Below are 23,196 nucleotides of genomic sequence, written 5' to 3' on the forward strand. Positions count from 1 at the left end.
TTAGCAGGAATTACAATGGCTTGATAGTCTGTTAGAAACATATCTGGGCCAACTTCGTATAGTTCTCTGGCGGTTCTATACCAAGGATCCGCTTGCCCGCCAGCCCAGCCTCCTGTGTATAGTCTGGATAGTTTCCATGCGGATAGTCCTGGAACATAGGAATTAGCGACCAAGTTGCTGTTGAAATAACCCCGTTCTCCAGAAAGAAGACCTTGATAGTTAAATTCGTTCAACGTCAGAAAGGATGAATCTTGAACCGGAATCACAACTTCATCATCAGCCAATGCAATGGTTTTTGCTGGAAGCAGTGCAAATAGTAACGCTGAGATGGTTAGTATTAAAAAAGTCAGTATTTTCTTCTTCATAAATAATCCTCCAAATCACCAACGAAAAATACAATTATTAACTTATGACCAACTATTAACAGAAGCATTGCCTAAATTGCCATTTAAATAAAAAGCTGGAATCCATTGGTTGGCACCAATATCAAACCAAAGGCCAGAGTCATATGAGAAATAGGCTTGGTTGATATTATAGCTTTCCCCAGGATTAACCCATTGAACCGGAGTTTGATAGGCCGGTGATTGCCATATTGCAACTGGGCCGTCATTTTGAACGGTTGCGGTATACTTGCTAAACCAAGCGATTTGCCAAGGTGTATTGTCTAGGGCACTTGAGCCGCTATACACACCTAAGCCATCACGCGTTATCTTTCCAACCGGAATTTGAAGTGTCTGTTTTACACTTAAGAATAAATTTGGACCAACTTCGTAGATTTTATTCGCAAAACCAATTCCCCAAGGATCTTCACTCGGTAAGGACCAGTAACCACTATACGAATTGGAAAATTGCCATACTGTAAGTCCCGGCACAAATGAGTCTTTAACAGCAACATTTGCTGAATCCAATTTGTGCTGAACTAAATCCTGATATTTAGAACTAGTTAATGTTAAAAAAGATGAGTCCCGAATAGTAAAAATCACGTCATTATTGGCGGCCGCAGTAGTTTGTACTGGCATCAAACTCAACAACAATGCAGTAACAGCTAACCCAATAAAACTTATAGTTTTCTTTTTCAAAACAACGCCCCCAATTATTGAATAGAGAAACCACAAATCCACAATATCATGTGCTTAATGTAATGAGCATCTATCATTATTGTACCATGCTCGTTTAGATTGCAGAGATTTAGGCAATAATAAGGACAGTGGCGTTTTTCAGCAAAAGCTGTGCTAAGATAGAGGCGTACATACAACGGTTGGGGAGGTTATGGATCATGAAGCGAAATTTTAGATGGCTATTACTATTAGCGTTGGCATTCGGCATGACAGCACTGGGCAATTTGGGTAGCGTTCATCAGGCCGGTGCCGCAAGCACGGCGGGACAGGGCGTCACTGAGACCAAAGCCAATGGTGTCTTTGCCAGCGGTTATCAAGATTTGCCGCTTTATAGCAAAGACAGCACCGGTCAATTTACGGCAACGGGGAAGACGCTTAGCTTAGACTATCCCCAATACCAATCTTTTGGCTATATCAAAGCGGGTGATGGGACGCTAGAAGCGATTGATTTAGGCGGTGATCAGTGGGTCAAACCTGCGGATAAATTTACCGCCAATTATCCGTTTGAGGTGCCGTTAGACTTGGGCCGTAAGGGTATTGAAGCTATAGATTTTGGAACAAGGTATTATGATTCCTTTAAAACGCCTATGAAAATTTATTCGGATGCTGCTGCAACGCAAGCTACTGGACGTACTTTAGACCCCTCAATTAGTGAGTGGCAGGTGGTCAATACCGGCGTCAATAATTTTGGATTTCCGGTAACTTTTGACCTGGGGAACAATCAATGGGTCAGTGATCGGGAGAATAGAAACGCCTCATATCAAAGTAGTGCACCGCTAGCTGGCGCATTTCTAGGTTTGTTTACGGATGGTGTCGCCATCCCTACTTATACGACCGCGGGATTAGAGACAGCCCAAGGTACATTAAGTCCGACTAAAACCTTATGGCCTATTGAAGCCGATGTTCTAGATACCGATAAACTTGCCCATGCATATAGCATTGAAGGTCAGGGCTGGGTTTATAGGATGGATGTCTTGCCGATTGCCACCACAAGCAATGTGCTCCAAGGCATTTTGACTTATAACGGTGCCGGCAAAGCCCAAGGGACCATCGCTACAACGGGGGCCTATCGGGTATTTGCTGTGAAAAATATCAACAACCGGGTCTTCTTACGGTTAGGTAATGATAACCAATGGATTGACTACCAAGACCTTTAAATTTTATCAATTATAAATAGGAAGTTATTTTGAGCAGTGTTCGTCTCAAAATAGCTTTTTTTATGGTGGCCACAATTTTTAGTGAGCTTTTGACCATTAGGATTGGGGACAGCCATGGTAAGATAAAAACAACTTAATTGGCTAACTTGATTTTATGTCTCTTCCAGCATGAAGGGGGCACGAAGGATGAAAGTTCTAAAGTATTTGGCAATTCTTTGCTTGAGTAGTGTTTATTTTGGGGTCGTTTTCTTATTTAGTCATGTCAACGGCGCAGGCGAGTTTCAAAGGACCCTGGGGCCATTGGACTATCTTAATTTCAGTCACGCCGTCGTTTTATTTCCCGCCGCTTTTGGGATTGTCCGGCGCTTTCGCCAGGCCCATCCCCCAAAAACCACCAATAAATCTTACATGCAACAGGGCTATGAACTCAATGGGAAAAAGGAATCCTTTGGCACCATCATGTACGGGTCTGCTTGGCACAGCCATGGCCGGGATGGGGATCTGAGTCGCTGGGGTTTTAATTTGGCCTTGTATTTTGGCGTTTATCTCTTGGCGGTGCCTATTTTAGGCGTGGCCCTAATTGCGACTTTGATCCGGCGCCAGCGTGCTGATTGAGACAAAGTGGCCCCTTTTTATCTAAAAGCGTATTCAACTATCCCATAATTGGGTATGATAGACAGGTAAGTTATGATTTTGGAGGTTAGCATGTATAAATTAATTACCTGTGATTTAGATGAAACACTATTGGACGATTCAGGCGTTATGACCCCTAAGACCATCGGGGCTATTAAAGCCGCTTTGGCTAAGGGCATCTACTTTGTACCAAATTCCGGGCGCAGTTACACGTCCTTTCAAGACAATTTGAAAACCTTGGGGTTAGCCGGGGTAGCTGATAGTTATTCGATTTCTTTTAACGGCGCTTTGACCATTGATAACGAGCATAACGCCATCATAGCGGACCACGCCCTGGATTTACCCGTGGCCAAGCAGATCTATGACATCACCATGACCAGCGGTGGCGCGGTCCACGTTTATACCCCAGAACACGGTCGCATTTGGCATCCCCTGCCATACGATGTGGACTATCTCAGCCAACGGGGCGTGGATTTTGAAGTGATGGCCGACAATACGCCCTTTGACATCCTGGGGACAGAACCGGTCATGAAAATCATCGTGGCATTGCCCACCATGGCCCAGCGAATCGCCTTAAGAGATCAAGTGGTCCAACAAGTGACCACGCCTTTATCCACCGCCTTTTCCTCGGACCGTTATATCGAGTTTAACCGGGCTGGGGTGGACAAGGGCCGCGGCGTGGTGGCCTTAGCCGCCGATCTAGGGATCAAGCCGGCTGAAATCATAGCCATTGGCGACAACAGCAACGACCTACCCATGATCAAAGCCGCCGGGCTAGGGGTCAGTGTGGCTAACGGCATCGATGCCGTGAAGGCCCAGGCCCAATACGTCACCCAAAACGACAATAACCACGACGCTGTAGCTGAAGTCATCGAAAAGTTCGTGTTATAATCTTTTTACAAAAAAATCTTTTTGCCGGACTGAAGTTTGATCCAGGCCGGTTTAACTTGTGAGGTGGCTGCAATCATGCAGGCAATCGTCGAATTATATCAACCGTTTTTTCAATTAGCCAACTGGCAGGCTGTCATCACGTCGGTGGATGATTGGCTGATTATCTTGTCCTTGATTCTCATGGAGTGTTTATTATCCGTGGACAATGCCATTGTGTTGGCGGCTCAGACCCAGATCCTACCCACCAAGGCCCAACAGGAGAAGTCTTTATTTTATGGTCTGTTAGGGGCTTATATTTTCCGGTTTTTAGTCATTGGCATTGGGGTCTTTTTGATCAAGTTTTGGATCATCAAAGTCTTAGGGGCGGTTTATTTACTGTATTTAAGCCTCAAGTACTTCTATGACCGGCATAATCCGGACAAGGTCAAACAAAAGTCCACCAGTGACTTCCAGGATGGTAAAAAACACCTGCTGCCCTTATTTTGGCGGGTAGTTTTGGCCATCGAAGCTATGGATATTGTCTTTTCCATTGATTCTGTCCTGGCAGCGTTGGCGATTTCCAACAACCCGGTCATTGTTTTGATTGGGGGCATTATCGGCATCTTGGCCATGCGGGGGATTGCCCAGGTGATCATGCGCCTGATGCAAAAAGTTCCGGAACTGGAGATCATGGCCTATGGCTTGATCGGCTTTATCGCCATCAAGTTATTCTTGACCATCCCCGCCATTGATATCGAGATCCCCAATTTGATTTTTGCCATCATCGTTTTTGGCAGTATTTTCCTAACGGTCATCTATCATAACGTGAAAGCTAAGCGGCACCCTAAAAAATTCTAGCTAAGGCGTCCCATGTCAGGTATTACCGGCGCTGGCAAGGCTTGTTTTTAACTGCGCCAAGGCAGTCGGTGCTGACTTCTAATTGTAAGATTAGTATTCAATGATAAGACAAAATAAGTCTGCGAAACCGTTTTAATAATGGTTTTTCAGACTTTTTTTAATATTTATATAGGAATTTCCTTGATTTAGTTATAATAATGTTTTAATATATTAGAAAAGCATTAGAAAGCGTAGGGATGGGTGAGAATATGAAGAAAATGAAGATTGCTACATTAGCGGCAACAGCCATGATGTTGGCTGCTGTCTTTACAGGTTGTGCCAACAAAGCTGGTACATCTGGGAACTCTGCGTCAGGGGATACGATTACCATTGGTGGTAACTTCGAATTGTCTGGGGCAGCAGCAGCCTACGGGAGCGCAATGCAACGTGGTGTCAAATTAGCTGTCACTAAGATCAACAAAGACGGCGGTGTTAAAGTCGGCGATAAGAAGATGAAGTTGAAGTTAGTCACTAAAGACAACAAGTCTGATAACGCCTCAGCGGCTTCCATTGCCACTAACTTGACCACGCAAACTAAAGCCAGCGCTGTCATCGGCCCAATTACATCTGGCGCCGGCTTAGCAGCTTTGCCAAATATGACGAAGGCCAAAGTGCCATTGATCACACCAGGAGGCACGCAAGATTCACTGACCCTGCAAAAGAATGGGAAAGTGCAACCTTACATGTTCCGGTCTTGTTTTGAAGATAGTTTCCAAGGGAAAGCTTTAGCGAAATACGTGTATAACACGATGAAGTTAAAGAACGTGGCTATCTTAGGGGACAAATCTACTGATTACGCCCAAGGTTTGATCAAAGCCTTTAAGGGTGAATACAAAGGCAAGATTGTCACCACCGAATATTACCAAGCCGGCGACAAGGATTTCAATACCTTATTGACCAAGTTAAAGAGCAAGAACTACGACGCTATTTTCGTACCCGGCTATTACTCTGAAGCCGGTTTGATCATTCGTCAAGCTCGGGAAATGGGCATTGATAAACCAATCGTTGGGGCTGACGGTTTCGCCGATCCTAAGTTGGTTTCAATTGCCGGTAAGAGCAATGCTTCTAATATCTACTACACAACGCACTTTGATGCCAAAGCACCTGCTAACAATAAAGTTGCGGATTACTTGAAACTTTACAAAGATACTTACGGTGATGACGCCGGGACCTTTGATGCTTTGTCTTACGATGCCGTTTACATGATCAAACAAGCCATCGAAACCGAAAAATCTACGAACTCTGTTAAAATTGCTGAAGGTTTAGCTAAGTTGAAGAACTTCCAAGGTGTTACTGGGACCATCACAATGGATAAATACCATAACCCACAAAAACCAGTTATCGTTACCAAGTTGATGGATGGTTCTGAAGCTGAAGCAACTGCCGTTAAGTAACCTGTTTTACCCTAATTGTCTCTGCCAATTCGACTGATAAATTAGGTAATTGTCCACAAAGCCTAGTCCAATCATGCGACTGGGCTTTTTTCAAGAAAAAAATTATGTTAGGAGTGAAGCCTTGTGCAGATTTTACAACAGCTCATTAATGGCCTGTCATTAGGCAGTATCTATGCCCTATTAGCCTTGGGCTACACCATGGTTTACGGCATTATCAAGTTGATCAACTTTGCCCATGGTGATGTTTACATGTTAGGGGCCTTTTGGGGCTACTACATGATCAACACTTTCCACGTGGGCTTTTGGACAGCACTTATTTTATCCATGATCTTTTGTGCGATCATTGGGGTCATTGTGGAATTCTTGGCTTATCGTCCCCTGCGGGATTCACCGCGGATCGTTGTTTTGATCACCGCCATTGGGGTATCTTTCTTACTTGAAAATGGCATGAGTTATCTGTTCTCCTCTAGTCCCCGGGATTTCCCCCAGGCCATGGTGATGCACCGTTATCATTTAGGGAGTCTTTCCATTTCAAATGTCCAAGTTTTGATTTTGGTGACCTCCATTGTGTTAATGATCTTATTGCAATTAATTATTAAACGGACCCGGATGGGAAAAGCCATGCGGGCCGTGTCGGTGGATCCTGAAGCTGCCCAATTGATTGGGATCAACGTGGACCATACGATTTCTTTCACCTTTGCCTTAGGTTCTGCTTTGGCAGGGGCGGCTGGGGTCATGATTGGCTTGTATTACAACTCCATTGACCCGTTGATGGGGATGACACCAGGTATCAAAGCCTTCGTTGCTGCCGTTTTAGGTGGGATTGGTTTGATTCCAGGGGCCGCTTTAGGTGGCTTTGTCATTGGTTTGGTGGAAACGGCCGTTCAAGCCATGGGCTTCTCCGCCTTCCGGGACGCTGCCGTTTACGGCATTTTGATTGTGATTTTAATTATTCGGCCTGCCGGTATCTTAGGCAAGACCACCCGTGAGAAAGTGTAGGTGAAAGACATTGAAGAAAAATCTCAAATATAACGCGATTTGGTTAGCCATTGCTGTATTGGGGTGGGTTTTGATCAATGTCTTTGAAGGTGTGGGCATCATCGATCAATTCGCGGAGAACACCTTAGTTTTGATTGGGATCAACATCATCTTAGCCACTGGTTTAAACTTGATCATCGGTTTTTCTGGCCAATTTTCTTTGGGCCATGCCGGATTTATGGCCCTGGGCGCTTATGCTGCGGCTTTGGTGACCCAAGCAATCCCCACTGAGGGGGGCTTTGTGTTAGGTACCGTCATCGGCATGCTGTTAGCCGGGGTGGTGGCCTTGATCATTGGGATCCCTACCCTGCGGTTAAAAGGGGATTATTTGGCAATCGCCACCATGGGTGCGGCTGAAATTATTCGGATCATTTTAGTGAACTTAAAAATCACCAACGGCCCCGCCGGCTTATATGGCTTGCCCCAATTAGCCAACTGGTCCTTGGTTTATATCCTAGTGGTGGTCACCACGATTTTCACCGTCAACTTCATTCATTCCCGTAACGGCCGGGCCATCCTGTCTGTTCGGGAAGATGAAATTGCCGCTGAATCCATGGGGATCAATACTACGAAATTTAAAGTTGCCGCCTTCGTCTTTGGGGGCATGACCGCCGCCATTGGGGGCGCACTGCACGCCAACTATATTCAGACCATCGCGCCCAATGACTTTGGCATCATGGAGTCCATTAACATCTTGATCATCGTGGTCATGGGTGGGATTGGTAGTATGACTGGGACCTTTGCCGCTGCAGCTTTGTTAGGGATCTTGGATATGGTTTTACAAGGTTTCGGGGCTTTGCGGATGGTCTTGTACTCTTTAGCTTTGATTTTGATCATGATTTTCCGGCCTAAGGGCTTGTTGGGGACCTGGGAGTTTTCCGTCAAGCGCTTGTTCAACCGGACTAAGAAGAAAGCAAAGGAGGGTGCCTAATGGCTGTTTTATTAGATGTTAAAGACTTAACGAAGAACTTTGGCGGCTTGGCAGCAGTCTCTGATGTGAATATGCATCTAGATGACAATGAGCTGGTGGCCTTGATTGGACCCAATGGGGCGGGTAAAACCACCTTATTTAACTTGATTACCGGCCAAACGGTCCCTTCTGCGGGCTCAATTTCCCTTAGGACGAATAATGAGGGCATGCAGGTCTTAAACGGCAAGAAGCCCTATAAAATTGCCGATATGGGCTTAGCCCGGACCTTCCAGAATATTCGCTTATTCAAAGGGTTGAGTGTTTTGGATAATGTATTGATCTCCATGACCAGTAAGAACAAGGAAGGCTTTATTTCAAGCCTATTCCGCTTACCGAGTTTTTATAAAGTTGAAGACCGGCTGCGTAAAGAAGCGTTAGATTTACTGGCGATTTTCCACATGGAAGACATGGCCGAGACCATTGCCAGCAACATGCCTTACGGGGCGCAGCGGCGTTTGGAAATTATCCGGGCCCTGGCCACCAAACCTAAGATTTTGTTCTTAGATGAACCGGCAGCGGGGATGAACCCAGAAGAAACGGCGGCCTTGACCGCCACGATTCGCCAAATTCAACAGGAATTTGGCATTACGGTATTGTTGATCGAACATGATATGTCCTTGGTCATGAACGTGGCCGAGCGGATTTATGTATTGCAATATGGTAAACTGTTGGCAGAAGGGACCCCGCAAGAAATCCAGGCCAACCAAGCCGTGGTCGATGCTTATCTAGGAGGCGGTGTCTAATGTTATTACAAGTTGAGGACTTATTCGTCAATTATGGCGTCATCCAAGCCGTTAAAGGGGTCAGCTTCAACGTCAATGAGGGCGAGATCGTCTCTTTGATCGGGGCCAATGGGGCTGGTAAGAGTACTATTTTGCATACCATCTCCGGTATCATGCGCCCCAAGTCTGGCCGGATTTTATATAATGGCAAAGAAATTCAAAAAGAAAAATCCCAAAAAATCGTCTCTGGGGGTATTTCCCAAGTCCCTGAAGGCCGGCATATTTTTGCCGGGTTATCCGTGTTGGAAAACCTGCAAATGGGGGCCTTTTTAAGAAAAGACAAGAGCCAACTGAAAAAAGACTACGACAATGTCTTTGAACGCTTCCCAGTTCTGCAGGAACGGAAGAACCAAGACGCGGCTACCCTATCCGGTGGGGAACAACAGATGTTAGCCATGGGGCGGGCTTTAATGGCCGCACCGAAGTTATTGCTGTTGGATGAACCTTCCATGGGCTTGGCCCCAATTTTCATCAACGAAATTTTTGATATTATTGAATCTATTAAAAAGCAAGGGACTACCGTCCTACTGATCGAACAAAATGCCGCTAAGGCCTTGTCCATCGCCGATCGGGGTTATGTTTTATCCGTGGGTAAAATCGTGCTGAGCGGGACTGGCCAAGAGCTATTGAATAATGCGGAAGTGAAAAAAGCCTACTTAGGTGGTTAAAGGGGGAGTTAAAAGATGAGTGTTGCAGATTTCATGACCAAAGATTTAATTACGGTGACGCCAGACCTTGGCGTTAACGCGGCGATTGATTTAATGCGGGAGCATAAGATTCACCGCCTGCCAGTGGTGGATAATGGTCGGCTAGTGGGCTTGGTCACCCAAGGCATCATTGAGGCGGCTATGCCGTCAAAAGCCACCAGTTTGAGTGTTTATGAAGTGAACTACTTACTCAATAAGACCACGGTCCGGGACATCATGGAAAAAAGTGTCCTGACCATTTCCCAAAATGAGTTATTGGAAGATGCCATTTATAAGATGCGCCATTACAACATCGGTGTCTTGCCAGTCTTAGATCAAAATGGGACCTTAAAGGGCATTATCACCAACAATGATATCTTTGATGCCTTTTTGAACCTTTCCGGCTATACCATGGGCGGGGCCCTGGTGGTGGTCAGCGCTGAAGATAAGGATAAAGTGGGGACCTTAGCCGGGATTGCCACGGCCTTAGCCAAGAGCAACTACAATATTTTAACCCTAGTTGTGAACCGCCAACCGAATAATCAGGTCATTGAAGCCCATATTGAAGGTAGCGACGTGGCTGGGATCAAAAAAGTCTTAACTGACGCCGGGTATGACGTGTTACAAGCTGAGTTATCTAAAGAGTTTTAGCAATTATGCTATTGGCGGGTTGATTTCTAGGAAATCAGCCCGTTTTTTTGGTGGAAAAAGCAGTATCATTTTGATATTTTCCAAGATGGGATGATATTCCAAATAAATACGGCTCAGCATAGACCTTGATAAAGTCTACACTGAACCGTTTATTGCTTGGTAATATTTCGGGAAATAATGGGATATAAAATTAAGTTAGCACTGATTGCAAGAGAATAAGTAACGATAAGCGACTTGTCACTCTGAGTGAGTATTTCAATGATGAGTAAAGGTCCAAGAATCAGGGTAGATACGATGACGAAAAACTTATATACTCGCATACCAGTAATAAGCATGATAGTGCCCCTCCTTATGTCATTGATGCAGTCGAAAAGTGGCATAGAATATGGCATATTTCCCGTAAATAAACATCTGAAGTAAAATAAGTTTATCATATTTCAAAATTAGCGGCAATCTTACAAGTCAGAAGTGAGGAAATTAAGATGACTAAAAACACTCATAAAACCAATATGAAAAAGTGTCGCACAAATTCTGGCCTATCTTCAGGGCGATACCAGTCAAGTCAAGGTAGATACAGTGGTAATAGCAGATACAACGGCGCGTAAAGATTCGGATAAACAGCTTGAGAATAAGGATGTTAAATAATGCCAGGTTGAATCGATAAGTCCCTTAATTATTTCCCGGGAAATAATTAAGGGACTGCTTTGGTATTTTGTGAGTTTGATGCAAGATTCTAATTGCAATCAGTTGTGGCTGACGCTAGACTTGGTATAAAAACAGGATAAACCGGATTTTTATTAATTTAAGCCATCAAACAATTTGCAAAAGGACTTTGACAGACAAAGTACCTATAAAATATTAAGCTTGGAGATGAGGTAATGACTATATCAGCGAATTTGCGGCAGGTCCGGCAAACTAATCATTTGACCCAAGAGGCCTTTGCTTTGGCAATCCATGTCTCACGGCAAACGGTGTCAAATTGGGAAACTGGGAAAACCTATCCGGATATTGAATCATTGTTGATTATTTGCCAAGTTTTTGCGGTAGATCTCAGAGAACTGGTGGGAGCGATACCAGCTCAGGAAAGGGTCAATATAGCGCGGCAAGATAAAAGACGGTTGAAACTCAATGCAACTGCTATGGGCATTACCCTCATTTTATTTTTAGGCAGTCTTTGTTTGGTGGCTAAGTTGGGCGTCGGTGCCATGGTGCTTGGCATGTTGAGCTTAGTGGGTTTGACGCTGGCCTGTGTGCAACTGGAAACTTTAAAACGAACGCATCAGCTTACCAACTATAAAAAGATTCATGCCTATTTGATGAAATGAAATATTAAGTCCAATGCCATAATAAGGGTGTTTGGGCAAGGATGAGGTGAGATGATGGGTAAAAATGTAGACAGGTTGAAACGGCAATTTCAGTTCTGGGCTAGTGTGATGCTTTTAGGTGGCATTATTTACTTTGCCAGTATCTGTAATGTGCAGTCATTCGGCTTTCAATTACTGGGGCCAGCTAGCTTAGGCATGATCCTGTTGCTATCAGCGGGTTTAAGGATTGATGTCCTAAAGCGCAGACATCACCTGAAAAGTTATCGCCAAATTTCGATGTTCTTCCGAAAACTATCTTAAAGCGTTCAAAAAAGCGGCTGCCCACAAAACATTGTTTTGCAGGCAGCCGCTTTGATATTGCGGGTTTGACCTATTAAAGTTCTTCAGGAACTAATTTAATAGGTTTTGTACCAAACCACTTGATATGTTGTTCAACAGTATCTTGGATAGCTTTGGTACCAGGTGCTAAGACTTTACGAGGATCAAAGCCTTTTTCTAACTTGTCTTTGTCAGCTTCGAAGTACTTGCGAACTTCTTTAGCCCAAGCGATTTGTTGTTCAGTATTAACGTTAACTTTAGCAACGCCTAAACTGATCGCTTTTTGGATTTGTTCAACAGGAATACCAGAACCGCCATGTAATACTAATGGTACTGGGACAGCATCTCTTAATTCTTCCAAACGATCGAAGTGTAAACCTTTCCAGTTGTCAGGGTATACACCGTGAATGTTACCAATACCAGCAGCTAAGAAGTCGATACCAGTGGCAGCTAATTGTTTAGCTTCTTCAACATCAGCTAATTCACCTTCACCGATAACGCCGTCTTCTTCACCGCCAATAGAACCAACTTCAGCTTCAACGGAAATGCCGCGTTCGTGTGCTAAAGCAACGATTTCTTTAGTCTTCTCTAAGTTATCTTGGAAGTCTAAATCATGACCGTCAAACATAACAGAGTTGTAACCAGCAGCAATGGCTGCTTTGGCAGCTTCAAAGTTACCATGATCCAAATGCATGATGACAGGAACAGTGATGTGCATAGATTTGATAGTGTCTTGAACTAAGTGTTGAACTAATTCATAACCACCCATGTACTTTGCAGCACCCATAGAAGATTGGATGATGACCGGTGTATTGGTGTGTTGCGCAGCAGCCAAAATTGCCCGAGTCCATTCCAAGTTGTTCGTGTTAAATGCGCCGACTGCATAGTGACCCTTTTGGGCACCTGCAAGAATTTCTGTACCATGTACTAAAGACATTATAATAGCCTCCAAATAAAATGTATTTCTCTCTTAGTTTATCATTATTTTCCAAACATTGAAATAACTTTCCCAATGTTTCTGAAAAAACTTTAAATTTCATGAGAGTTTTTTAGTAGCATTTGAGCTCGTAAAGCTTGGTATCACTGCTTGTTACCAGTGCAATTGGTCGTGTTTTTTGAAGATTCATAGCGTTTTTTAAGTAATGGCTAAATTTCTCTTAGGGAGCTTACAATATAAAAATTTTGATAAATAGCTCAAAAAATCACAATTTTTCGCCTAAAGATGCCTAAGAGGCACCCTCTGCACCGGGGATGACTTTGATTTGGTCAATAATGCCATCGAACTGTTTGACCAATTGCAGGTATTGTTCGATTTCATCCCCGTACTTTTGATTAAAACTGTCTAACCCATTGCCGGCAAATTCATACTCATAATTGAAGATACCCTCATAAACCTTGGCAAACTCAGCCAATAGCGCATGGTTTTCGTCGCCAGAAAGCTGTAGTGCCATTTGAATCACCCGAAAATCCGTATAAGCCAACTCAAATTGAACGGCCCAAGCTCGCATGAATGGATGCTGGGCTTGGATGTGTAAAAAGTGATGATCCACAGTCCACTGCAAGCGTTCAATTGATTTTTTTACATCTAACATAGGCATCATTCCTCCAATGATATTGATAGCCCTATTTTACCCCCATAACGGTCGCTGTTGCGACCATAACGCCTTGGAAGTGGTTAAATTAATGCCAGGTCTTTGGTAACAACCAACTAAGCGGCATCATTATGAAGGCCTTTCCATGCTTATTTGGGCTAGATTGGTTATAATGACGATATAATCAATTCTCAATTCTAGGAGGTTTTCACATGACTTATGTCCCAGCAGCAGATCGTTATGACCACGTGCCCATTCGGCGGGTGGGTAAGACTGGCTTACAATTACCAATTTTTGCACTAGGGTTATGGCATAACTTTGGGAACCACGCGAACTTAGCAGATTCGCGGGATACGGTTTTAGCAGCCTTTGACCAGGGTATTTTCCACTTTGACCTGGCGGATAACTACGGTCCGGAAAAGGGGACCGCTGAAGAGACCTTTGGCCAGATTTTAGATCATGACTTGCGGCCTTATCGCGACGAACTGGTGGTGTCCACCAAGGCCGGCTTTGAAATGTGGCCCGGGCCTTATGGGTCCATGGGCTCTAAAAAGTCCCTGATTGCTAATCTGGACCATAGTCTAAAGCGCCTGCGGTTAGACTATGTGGATATTTTTTACTCCCATCAACCAGACCCTAATACGGCTTTTGAAGAAACGGCGGATACCATGGCCCAGATTGTTCGCAGCGGGAAGGCTTTGTATATTGGGATTTCTAATTACAATACGGCCCAGATGAAAGAAATGGCCGGGTTATTGAAGGAGCGCCATGTCCCATATGTGTTGAATCAATTTTCTTATAATATGCTGAATCAAGAAGCCGCTGACACGGGGCTATTGACTGCCGCCAAAGAACTGGGAGGCGGGGTGATTGCTTATGGCCCGGTGGCCGAGGGCTTGTTGTCGGACCGCTATTTAACCGGCATCCCGGCAGACTTCCCAATCCACCGTACCAATAAGTATTTGTTTGATGAGGGCACCGACAAAGTGGCCGCTAAGTTAAGGCAATTAAATGAACTGGCCCAGGGCCGCCAGCAAACCTTAGCCCAGATGTCCTTGGCCTGGTTATTAAAGGATCAAGTGGTGACCAGCGTGATTTTAGGGACTTCTAAGATCGAGCATTTGGTGGACAACATCAAAGCTGCTGAGCACTTAGACTTCACTCAAGATGAATTAGATCAGATTCAAAAAATCATTAAAGGTTAAGCCAGTAAATTAAAACGGGATTCAGACTGAAAATGGTCTGAATCCCGTTTTTTATAGGCTTTATTTAAAAATTAATACGTCAGATTAATAGTGAATATGCAACAGTTTTGCTTTCTTAACGTCTTCAATGGTCTTAGTGCCGGCTAATTGCATGTCAATCTTCAATTCACCGTTGAGTTCTTCAAAGACGGATTGCACACCTTGGGCACCGCCTAAAGCTAACCCGTAAATTACCGGCCGGCCCATGGCGACTAAATCAGCCCCGGAAGCTAAGGCTTTAAAGACGTGGGAACCCCGGCGCACGCCACTATCAAAGATAATGGGTACCCGGTGGTCAACGGCTTTAGCAACGTCGGCTAACACGTCAAAGGAAGCGGGGCCGCCGTTTAATTGCCGACCACCGTGGTTAGAAACGTAGATGCCTTTAGCCCCAGCACCGATGGCAAATAGGGCGTCTTCAGGAGATTCAATACCCTTGACGATCACGGGTAGGTCGGTGTAGTCGGCAATGCGTTTAACGTCAGCCGCACTGATTTTTTGGGCGGCAGCGGCGTAAATTTCGGCGATACCTTTACCAGCGCCATCCCCTTCAGAATATTCCGTCAAGTTAGCCATAGGAATTGGGAATTGGAACTTATTGCGCAAGTCAGCTTCCCGGTAGCCATCAATCGTGGCATCCACGGTCAAGATGATGGCTTTCACGCCGGCTGCTTTAGCTTGGTCTAACAAGTGATTATTGAAATCCCAGTCTTTGCTCATATAAAGTTGGAAGAATTGGGGGGCACCGTTACCAGCTGCGGCGGTGTCGGCAATGGAGGTGGATGAATAAGTACTTTGGGCCATTAAAGCACCCGCAGCCGCCACCCCTTTAGCCGTGTCCACTTCACCCTTGGCATGGGCTAAGCCTTGGGCTGCTGTAGGGGCCATCATAATGGGTGTCTTCAAATTTAAACCAAATACGGTTGTATCCGTTTCAGGATTGTCCATGTCCGTCAAAGCGCGGGGCACGATTTGGGCGTGCTCAAAGGCGTTGGTATTTTCTCTTAAAGTCCATTCATCTTCAGAGCCGCCGCTGATGTAACCAAAGCCGCCTTGGGGAATAATGGCCTTTGCCTGAGCTTCTAATTCATTTAAGTTAATAATATCGAGTTTTTCTTCCCGATCGCTTTGTTCGTAACCATTCGTAATTGTCAATTTGAAAACCTCCAACAAGTGAATTTCATTTACAAGTTCCATTATAACCACTTACAAAAAGTAAGCAAGTACTTTTTGCCAATTAATTGTCATAATTTTCAAAAATATTTATAGAAAGCGATTACATATACTTATAAAAAAAGCCCAAATTCCGGTTGGAATTTGGGAAGATACGGGCTATAGTTCTTTTAAGTTATTTTTGAAATCACTCAGGTTATGGTAATCTTTTTGAGCCATCACGTCACTGAGTTCTTGGGTCAAGCGGGCAAAGACATCCGGGCCATCTTTAGCCAACTGGGTCCCCACTTGAACCAGGTCAGCCCCAGCTAAGATATGGGCGAAGACGTCAGCCCCGGTTTGCACGCCGCCAGTGCCAATAATGGCGATACTGTCATTTAAGCGTTGTCTGAAGGCATGTACGTTGGCTAAAGCGGTGGGCAGGACATAAGCGCCGCCTAACCCGCCAAAGCCGCCCTTAGGCTTAATCGCAACGGTTTCAGAATCCACGTCAATATATAAGCCGTTACCCACACTGTTGATGGTGTTGATGTAGGCCAGGGGATATTGGTTGAGGATCTTGGCCACGATGTCAAATTGGGCCAGGTCAAAGTAAGGGGGCAACTTCACACCCAGGGGTTTGTGGAACAGCTTGAAGGCTGAATCCAGCATTTTTTCGGTGGCTTCAAAATCATAGGCCACTTGGGGTTTGCCAGGGACATTGGGGCAAGACAGGTTCAATTCCGTGAAGCCGTTGAAGTCGCTTTGATCCACTTGGGCCAACATATCTAAATCCTCTTGCATGCTGATGCCGGCCACGGATAGGAATAAGGTGGGGACATCGGCTTGTGTTTGCTTAGCTAAGACATAGTCTAAATAATAAGGCAAACCTTCATTGGGCAAGCCCATGGAGTTGATGCTACCCAAAGCCAGGCTGCGGTAACGGGGCTTGGGATTGCCCTGGCGATAGGCCATGGTGGCACTCTTGGTAACTAAGGTACCAGCACTAGAAGCTAAGAGTTCATCAAGCTGGGTGGTGGTATAACAATGGACGCCTGAAGCGTTCATTAAAGGATTGGCAAAGGTATGATTTTGAAACGTTGCGGACAAGTTGACCAAGTGAAAAGACTCCCTTCAAATTTTGCATTCGTTCTATTTAAGCACAACCCAGGCGAACTTGCAATTTTTTTGGTAACGTCTGTTATAATATTTAAGTTAGAGATTTTTAGAGGAGGAGACGGCGTGGCTAGAGCCAAACGATTTTTATTAACTTTTTTATTGGGGACTTTGAGTGCATTTGGCCCCTTATCCATGGATATGTACTTACCCGCTTTGCCGGACCTACAAGCCAACTTACATACCAGTCAATCTTTGGCTCAGTTGTCCATCACCGCTTGCCTGTTGGGCTTAGCCATTGGCCAAGTTTTTGTGGGGCCCATTAGTGACCGCTTTGGCCGTCGCTGGCCTTTATTGATCGGGGTGGGCTTTTATGCCTTGACCAGTTTTGTGATCGTGGGGGTGACCCAGATCAGCACCTTGATCGTCCTACGCTTTATCCAGGGCCTAGGAGGGTCAGCGGGGCAAGTGTTATCCCGTTCCATTGCCCGGGATCAGTTTTCCGGAAAGTCTTTGGCCCGTTTCATGGCCATCTTGATGTCCATCAACGGGGTCTTTCCAATCATTGCCCCTTTATTTGGGGGCTTGGTCATTCGCTTCACCAATTGGCAGGGGATTTTTATGATCTTAGGGATTATTGGGGTGATTTTGGTATTATGTGTGTTATTTTTCCTCAAGGAGACCCTACCCAAGGCCAAACGCAGTCGCAGCACCGGCCATGCCTTTAAGGAGATGGGAGAATTGGTCTTAGATGGGGGCTTTATGAAATATGCCCTGGGTCAAGGCTTTGTCATGGGGGCCTTGTTTGTGTATATCGCCGGGTCTTCCTTTGTCTTCCAGCAGATTTATCATTTATCCCCGCAGATGTTTAGCTTCATTTACGCCATCAATGGCATCAGTCTAGTCCTAGGCAGCAATATCGTGGGCCGCTTGGTGACGAATTTGTCAGAGGAGCGGATTTTGCGAGTGGGGATTTTATTTGGCGTCAGTGTCACTGGTCTGTTGAGCCTGAGCTTGATTTTGGGGACAAATATGTATGTGTTGATGATCGGACTGTTGTTGATGGTCTTTGGCATCGGGATCGTAAATACCACAGCCACCTCACTGGCGATGAATGCCGAGGGGGATAAGGCCGGCGGCGCCTCAGCTTTATTAGGCTTATCCATGAACGCCATTGGCGGCCTAGCTACGCCCTTGGTGGGCTTGTTTGGCAGTCATTCCCAAGTACCGATGGTCTTACTGATGTTCACGGCTGAAGTTATTGGGTTTTTGATTTATACTGGGTTTACCAAACGGCTGGCGTAAGGAGGCCAACATGATGAAACCCATTGATTCAAAAACGATGTATCTGCGTTTGTCACTGTATTTTCGCCTGGTTTTACCCCTAGCTGGCGTAATTCTCTTTGTCGTCTCAGCGCTTTTCTTTGTGGGAGTCAAAGGCTATCGGGGGTTAGACATTTGGCTATTTTGTGCCTTGCCTTTAGTTGCTAACCTGGTGATCGGGATACCAGCTTGGGTGGTTTATTTTTGGCGACATCGGAAAGAACATTTATGATAGCATATGGAAGAAGAGGAGAAAAATGGTCAAAAACATTAAATTTGATGATGATTTGAAAGCACGTCTTGAAGATCCAGAATTCAAAGCTGATTTTGATCGTGAGTCAAATAAACTTGAAGCAGCTATCGTAATTAGCCAAGCACGCGAATCCGCAGGGTTAACACAGCGCGATTTGGCGGCTAAAGCAGGTGTCCCACAGTCTACAGTCGCTCGTATTGAGCGGGGGGATAACACCAGCTTTGAAACGCTTGGTAAGATAGCAACTGCACTGGGGAAGCGAATCAAACTGAGTCTTGTTTAAAAGATTTAAAGAATAGCGCACAAAAAAACACAGGCCCGAAGACCTGTGTTTTTTAAAGGTTGTTTAACGAATTAAAGTTTAACAACGTTTGCAGCTTGTGGGCCACGATCGCTTTGTTCAACGTCAAAAGATACTTTTTGACCTTCATCAAGAGATTTGTAACCGTCACTTTGGATAGCAGAGAAGTGAACGAAAATGTCGTTGCCTTCGTCTGTAGTAATAAAGCCGAAACCTTTGTCTGCGTTAAACCATTTAACTGTACCGTTTTGCATGTGTATAAATTCCTTTCAATAACAAACCTTGAGTAACAAACAACTGGTAACCTTTGAAAGAAATCTATAAAGCAAAAACTTATAAAATCCGTTCCATCAATTACTGTTTATTACTATAACATGTTAAATTAAATAAAGCAAATTTAGTTCTAAGATTATTTTTCGTCTACTTTAATATTAGAATGATTCATCCCGTAGGTGAGGTAAATAATCAAGCCCACCACGAACCAAGCGATGGAGGCTAACCAAGTTTCCAGGTGGAGTTGGGTCATCAACGCGAGACACAGGATTAATGAAATAACTGGCAAGACAGGGTATAGCGGTACTTTAAAACCATCGGCATTTTCAATATCATGGCGTTTGCGCAAAGGAATAATACCAATGGAAACAAAGGAGAAGGCAATCAAGGTCCCGATATTAACTAGTTCAGCCAATTGCCCGATGTTAATGAAGCCGCCCATCAGGGAAATGATGATGGTGACGGTGATTAAACTGTGGTTAGGCAAGTGATTCTTATTGATATTACCTAAGAATTTAGGCAAGAGACCATCCCGGCCAATGGCATAAACCAAGCGGGAACTGCTGTAAATCATGGTGACCATCATGGTAAACATCCCGGCCATGGCCCCCACGGAGATAATGCCAGCTACACCGTTCAAGTTCACTAACTGTAAGGCGAAGGAAACGGGATCGGCGACGTTTAATTTCGTAAAAGGCACCATCCCGGTCAAAACTGTGGAAACAGCCATGTACAAAATAGTGGCAATGATCAAGGTGCCAATGATGCCTACTGGTAAGTTCCTCTGGGGATCTTTGACTTCTGGGGCGGAAGCAGAGACCGCATCAAAGCCCAAATAAGCAAAGAATACGGTGGCTGCCCCGCCGACGATACCACGAGAACCAAAGGGCAAGAATGGCGACCAGTTGCTAGGTTTCACATAGAAGAAGCCCACGACGACGAATAAAATAATAATAGCAATTTTAACAATAACCATGAAATCATTGATGCGCATAGAAGACTTCATACCTTTAGATAACATCCAGGCAATCACCCAAACCACTAGGATGGCGATCACGTTGATATAAGTCCCATGGCTAGGGTCAAAGGCCCCAGAGATAGCTTGGGGCAGGTGTAAGCCAAAGCCCTTTAAAAAGGCACTAAAGTAGGCGGAAAAGCCCACTGATACGGCGGCCACAGCTAGCATGTATTCCAAGATCAGCGCCCAGCCGATGACCCAGCCAATAAATTGGCCAAAAATAATGTTCCCATAAGAATAAGCACTGCCGGCTACTGGTAAAGATGAAGCGAATTCGGCGTAACACATGGCAGCAGTGGCACAAATAATAGCAGCGACTAAGAAACTTAAAATGACGCCGGGCCCGGCGGTGGTGGCGGCCACGGTACCTGGTAAAATAAAGATACCAGTGCCGATGACGGCCCCGATCCCTAAGGCCATGAGGTCTCTGGCTTTCAGCGTCTTTTGAAACTTAACATCCTCTTTCAAATACTGATGGATGTTAGCTTTGCGGGTCATTTTCTCCCAAACTGACATAGCAAACTCCTTTAATCATTTTTTAACTTTCAGGATAGTGGAAAAATCCTTTCATGTCAATGGTACTTGCTAGATTTAAGGATTTTCTTAATGCCAAAACAGCCCTGGCGGTTAGAGTTTTCTAACCTGCCAGGGCTGTTGTTAATATAAATGACTTATTTATCACCCACGTGGGCTTCTGGGGAATTTGGCACGGTATTAAAAGGCACTAAATTGGCTTCAATGCTAGCCCGGTCGCCTTCTAAGAATGGTGGTAATTCCAAGTGGACGCCGGCTTCTTCGTAAGTTTCGTCTAATAAGAAGCCAGGGCCGTCCGTGGCGATTTCAAAGAGTAGACCAGGGATTGGCCGGAAGTACTCGGACTTGAAGTAAAAACGATCCACAAAGCCGGAATCTTTAAAGCCTCGGCCAGAAATGCGTTCGATCCAATAGTTCAAGCTCTTTTCATCGTCCGTTCGAAAAGCCAAATGGTGCACGCCCCCGTAGCCTTGCATGGCTTGATTTAAGAAGCGTTGATGGTCCACGATCACTTGGGCGCCGTGCCCACCTTGATGGAGTTCATACAAGGTGAATTGGCCCTCTTTTTGGACTTTTTCAAATTCTAAGAGGTCCACTAAAACAGCCCCTAGGTTGTCGGGGTCATCGGTGGTGATGTATTCCGGGCCTAAGCCCACAATGGCAAATTCAGCGGGCACTGGGCTGTAGCGATAAGGCGTGCCGCCGGGGACCCCTTGGTTGTGTTCATCGGAGATCAATTGGTAATTTTGGCCGTCAAAATCGTAGAAGTAAAGGATCTTGGCGCCGAAACGTTCGTCGATTTCGCCGTGGCGGACTTTGTATTGATCAAAGCGCTGGATCCAATAATCTAGGGCTTTGTCGTTAGGAATGCGAAAAGAAGTCCGGTTCAATTCGTTGGTGCCGTGGATGGCTTGGGGGATGCCGGGGAAGTCAAAGAACGTGATGTCTGTGCCGGCGGTGCCCATGTCATCGGTGAAGTATAAGTGATAAGTTCTCACATCGTCTTGGTTGACGGTTTTTTTAATTAAATGTAGACCTAAAATTTCAGTCATGAAGTCGAAAATCTTTGGGGCACTGGAAGTAATGGCTGTTAAGTGATGTAAACCGGTTAAATTAGTATTCATAAATAACGCTCCCCTTTTTACTTACTTTATGTAAGTATCGTATCATGAAGCTGGGGGAAAAGCAACTGAATACTTTGAGAAATTAGCTTATCAGTCCCTTTAAACCGGGATTTCGTTTGCACAAACTGGTTAAAAATCAAATAAAACCCGAGTGACTTCCCCGGAATCAAAGGTCTTAAGTCCTTGCGGGGTCTGCAATTCCAAACCACCGTTAGGGGCAATGCCGGCGACTTCACCCTTTACTTTAGTGGCCCCGGTTTGTAAGATCACGGTCTTGCCTTGCAGATAGGCATGTTGGTGGTAATAGGGCAGGTAATCACCCGTGGCGTAAGTTTCGGCTAATTTCGGCAGGGCCTGCAATAAGTCCGCCACCAATGCCACCACATCTCCAGGGGCGTCGATGCCCCCAACTTTGGCGGCCAAGTCCGGGGCCAAGTTGTTGGGGGTTTTTAAATTGATACCCATGCCCACGATGACCGCCACTTGTTGGGCATTGATGGGCGTGGTTTCACAGAGGATGCCGGTGATCTTTTTATCCCGCAGATAGAGGTCATTGACCCATTTGATTTGAGGTTTCACGTGAAACATTTTCGTGATGGCTTGGGCGGCAATCACCGCCACACTGGTGGTTAACAGCCCCGGATTTAAGGTGGCCAGGTCCCCCACAAAGGTATAGGTGAGGTAAATCCCGGTATCGGCCGGGGAGTAAAAGGCGCGATTTAAGCGGCCTTTGCCGGCGGTTTGTTGACTAGCCACGATGAAAAAAGGCGGCTTTTGACCGGCTGCCACCCGCCGCTTGGCAGCGGTATTGGTGGAGTCTATTGTTGGCGAATAATATAACGTTGGGGTGGTATGTTCGTTCAGTTGGGTCTGTTGTTGCAGGGCAGCTAAATCAAGGGACATTTAAAAAGCACCTCATTTTTTTAAACTGGTAATAGGAATTTTGGTAAGTTGCATATGATGGGAGTGCATCAACTCTAAGGCATAGGCGTCGTTGTGATAGTCGTAGCAATAACTAATGGCCACAATGCCGGCTTGGATCAAGGCTTTGGTGCAGTTTAAACAGGGAAAGTGGGTCACAAATAAGGCAGCGCCTTTGGTCCGGACCCCATTGGCGGCACATTGTAAAATCGCATTTAACTCGGAATGCACGGTGCGGATACAATGACCATTATCCATTAAATGGCCGGCGTCATCACAATGGGGTTCCCCCAGGACACTGCCGTTATAGCCCGTGGCGATAATACGTTTATCCCGGACTAACACGCTGCCCACGGTGGCCCGCTCACAAGTGGAGCGTTGGGCCACACTGATGGCCAATTTCATAAAGTATTGATCCCAAGTTTCTCGATCTTTGTGACGTTTGGATGGTTCGATGGTATATGTCATGATGATTTGACCTCCGGATTAAAATGAAAGCATGGATT

At 45.2% G+C, this 23,196-nt stretch carries 27 protein-coding genes; 16 read left to right on the top strand and 11 right to left on the bottom strand.

From position 1 onward, the window contains the following. Both FC83_RS10475 and FC83_RS10480 read right to left on the bottom strand, forming a co-directional pair. Positions 1-365 (bottom strand): hypothetical protein (locus FC83_RS10475; protein WP_057002750.1); only part of this gene is annotated, 365 nt, incomplete at its 3' end. Between the two features lie 42 nt (positions 366-407). Next, the gene (locus FC83_RS10480) at positions 408-1,079 is read right to left on the bottom strand and encodes a hypothetical protein (RefSeq protein ID WP_057002751.1); all 672 of its coding nucleotides are present in this window, start codon (positions 1,077-1,079) and stop codon (positions 408-410) included. A gap of 197 nt (positions 1,080-1,276) precedes the next feature. Between FC83_RS10480 and FC83_RS10485 the strand changes: the two genes are divergently transcribed. The 12 genes from FC83_RS10485 (at position 1,277) to FC83_RS10545 (ending at position 11,821) form a co-directional block, all read left to right on the top strand. Further along, positions 1,277-2,275, top strand: coding sequence for a hypothetical protein (locus tag FC83_RS10485; protein ID WP_057002752.1), 999 nt, complete (start codon positions 1,277-1,279; stop codon positions 2,273-2,275). A 186-nt stretch (positions 2,276-2,461) separates the two neighbouring features. Next, entirely contained in the window at positions 2,462-2,890 is a 429-nt protein-coding gene (locus FC83_RS10490) for a hypothetical protein (RefSeq protein ID WP_035451834.1), read from the top strand. 90 nt (positions 2,891-2,980) lie between these two features. After that, positions 2,981-3,799, top strand: a complete 819-nt coding sequence (locus tag FC83_RS10495) for a Cof-type HAD-IIB family hydrolase (protein WP_057002753.1) — start codon at positions 2,981-2,983, stop codon at positions 3,797-3,799. Positions 3,800-3,874: 75 nt separating this feature from the next. Continuing rightward, the gene (locus FC83_RS10500; RefSeq protein ID WP_035451833.1) at positions 3,875-4,636 is read left to right on the top strand and encodes a TerC family protein; all 762 of its coding nucleotides are present in this window, start codon (positions 3,875-3,877) and stop codon (positions 4,634-4,636) included. A gap of 248 nt (positions 4,637-4,884) precedes the next feature. Further along, positions 4,885-6,069 carry an ABC transporter substrate-binding protein gene (locus FC83_RS10505; RefSeq protein WP_057002767.1) on the top strand — a complete coding sequence of 395 codons (1,185 nt, stop codon included), beginning with the start codon at positions 4,885-4,887 and terminating at the stop codon, positions 6,067-6,069. 129 nt (positions 6,070-6,198) lie between these two features. Next, complete coding sequence (locus tag FC83_RS10510) at positions 6,199-7,068, top strand: branched-chain amino acid ABC transporter permease (RefSeq protein ID WP_035451889.1); 870 nt, start codon at positions 6,199-6,201, stop codon at positions 7,066-7,068. Positions 7,069-7,078: 10 nt separating this feature from the next. Then, positions 7,079-8,038, top strand: coding sequence for a branched-chain amino acid ABC transporter permease (locus FC83_RS10515; RefSeq protein WP_057002754.1), 960 nt, complete (start codon positions 7,079-7,081; stop codon positions 8,036-8,038). Then, on the top strand, positions 8,038-8,820 hold the full coding sequence (locus FC83_RS10520; protein ID WP_035451831.1) for an ABC transporter ATP-binding protein: 783 nt from the start codon (positions 8,038-8,040) through the stop codon (positions 8,818-8,820). The genes FC83_RS10515 and FC83_RS10520 overlap by 1 nt, the downstream gene beginning before the upstream one ends. Then, positions 8,820-9,527 carry an ABC transporter ATP-binding protein gene (locus FC83_RS10525; protein WP_057002755.1) on the top strand — a complete coding sequence of 236 codons (708 nt, stop codon included), beginning with the start codon at positions 8,820-8,822 and terminating at the stop codon, positions 9,525-9,527. The genes FC83_RS10520 and FC83_RS10525 overlap by 1 nt, the downstream gene beginning before the upstream one ends. A gap of 15 nt (positions 9,528-9,542) precedes the next feature. Further along, a complete protein-coding gene (locus FC83_RS10530; protein WP_035451830.1) occupies positions 9,543-10,196 on the top strand; it encodes a CBS and ACT domain-containing protein in 654 nt (217 codons plus the stop codon). 878 nt (positions 10,197-11,074) lie between these two features. Then, positions 11,075-11,521 (top strand): helix-turn-helix transcriptional regulator, encoded by a 447-nt coding sequence (locus FC83_RS10540; RefSeq protein ID WP_057002756.1) that lies wholly within the window; start codon positions 11,075-11,077, stop codon positions 11,519-11,521. 51 nt (positions 11,522-11,572) lie between these two features. Further along, positions 11,573-11,821, top strand: a complete 249-nt coding sequence (locus tag FC83_RS10545) for a hypothetical protein (RefSeq protein ID WP_152537704.1) — start codon at positions 11,573-11,575, stop codon at positions 11,819-11,821. A gap of 73 nt (positions 11,822-11,894) precedes the next feature. On the opposite strand, the gene fba is transcribed toward FC83_RS10545, so the two are convergent. Next, positions 11,895-12,776, bottom strand: a complete 882-nt coding sequence (fba, locus tag FC83_RS10550) for a class II fructose-1,6-bisphosphate aldolase (protein ID WP_035451827.1) — start codon at positions 12,774-12,776, stop codon at positions 11,895-11,897. 289 nt (positions 12,777-13,065) lie between these two features. Beyond that, positions 13,066-13,431: a hypothetical protein gene (locus tag FC83_RS10555; RefSeq protein WP_035451826.1), complete on the bottom strand. Its 366-nt coding sequence runs from the start codon at positions 13,429-13,431 to the stop codon at positions 13,066-13,068. Positions 13,432-13,643: 212 nt separating this feature from the next. Here FC83_RS10555 and FC83_RS10560 point away from each other — a divergent pair, with 212 nt between their 5' ends. Then, positions 13,644-14,636 (top strand): aldo/keto reductase, encoded by a 993-nt coding sequence (locus FC83_RS10560; RefSeq protein WP_057002757.1) that lies wholly within the window; start codon positions 13,644-13,646, stop codon positions 14,634-14,636. Positions 14,637-14,720: 84 nt separating this feature from the next. On the opposite strand, the gene FC83_RS10565 is transcribed toward FC83_RS10560, so the two are convergent. After that, positions 14,721-15,830, bottom strand: a complete 1,110-nt coding sequence (locus FC83_RS10565; RefSeq protein ID WP_035451825.1) for a lactate oxidase — start codon at positions 15,828-15,830, stop codon at positions 14,721-14,723. Positions 15,831-16,007: 177 nt separating this feature from the next. Then, the gene (locus tag FC83_RS10570) at positions 16,008-16,946 is read right to left on the bottom strand and encodes a dihydroorotate oxidase (protein WP_082622588.1); all 939 of its coding nucleotides are present in this window, start codon (positions 16,944-16,946) and stop codon (positions 16,008-16,010) included. A gap of 123 nt (positions 16,947-17,069) precedes the next feature. Here FC83_RS10570 and FC83_RS10575 point away from each other — a divergent pair, with 123 nt between their 5' ends. The 3 genes from FC83_RS10575 to FC83_RS10585 are packed head-to-tail and all read left to right on the top strand — an operon-like array spanning position 17,070 to position 18,802. Then, the gene (locus FC83_RS10575; RefSeq protein WP_035451824.1) at positions 17,070-18,248 is read left to right on the top strand and encodes a multidrug effflux MFS transporter; all 1,179 of its coding nucleotides are present in this window, start codon (positions 17,070-17,072) and stop codon (positions 18,246-18,248) included. Positions 18,249-18,258: 10 nt separating this feature from the next. After that, the gene (locus FC83_RS10580; protein ID WP_152537703.1) at positions 18,259-18,498 is read left to right on the top strand and encodes a hypothetical protein; all 240 of its coding nucleotides are present in this window, start codon (positions 18,259-18,261) and stop codon (positions 18,496-18,498) included. Positions 18,499-18,523: 25 nt separating this feature from the next. Continuing rightward, positions 18,524-18,802: a helix-turn-helix domain-containing protein gene (locus FC83_RS10585; protein WP_035451820.1), complete on the top strand. Its 279-nt coding sequence runs from the start codon at positions 18,524-18,526 to the stop codon at positions 18,800-18,802. Positions 18,803-18,873: 71 nt separating this feature from the next. Here the strand turns inward: FC83_RS10585 and FC83_RS10590 are convergent, their stop codons facing one another. From FC83_RS10590 to FC83_RS10610, 5 genes are all read right to left on the bottom strand, one after another. Next, a complete protein-coding gene (locus FC83_RS10590) occupies positions 18,874-19,074 on the bottom strand; it encodes a cold-shock protein (protein ID WP_035451819.1) in 201 nt (66 codons plus the stop codon). Positions 19,075-19,229: 155 nt separating this feature from the next. Further along, entirely contained in the window at positions 19,230-20,627 is a 1,398-nt protein-coding gene (locus FC83_RS10595) for an APC family permease (RefSeq protein ID WP_035451818.1), read from the bottom strand. Between the two features lie 155 nt (positions 20,628-20,782). Next, a complete protein-coding gene (locus tag FC83_RS10600; RefSeq protein ID WP_057002758.1) occupies positions 20,783-21,769 on the bottom strand; it encodes a ring-cleaving dioxygenase in 987 nt (328 codons plus the stop codon). A 129-nt stretch (positions 21,770-21,898) separates the two neighbouring features. Then, on the bottom strand, positions 21,899-22,672 hold the full coding sequence (locus tag FC83_RS10605) for a biotin--[acetyl-CoA-carboxylase] ligase (protein WP_052004536.1): 774 nt from the start codon (positions 22,670-22,672) through the stop codon (positions 21,899-21,901). Between the two features lie 12 nt (positions 22,673-22,684). After that, the gene (locus FC83_RS10610; protein WP_035451817.1) at positions 22,685-23,158 is read right to left on the bottom strand and encodes a deoxycytidylate deaminase; all 474 of its coding nucleotides are present in this window, start codon (positions 23,156-23,158) and stop codon (positions 22,685-22,687) included. Positions 23,159-23,196: the final 38 nt, after the last annotated feature.

The organism is Agrilactobacillus composti DSM 18527 = JCM 14202 (assembly GCF_001436375.1).
GTDB lineage: Bacteria > Bacillota > Bacilli > Lactobacillales > Lactobacillaceae > Agrilactobacillus > Agrilactobacillus composti.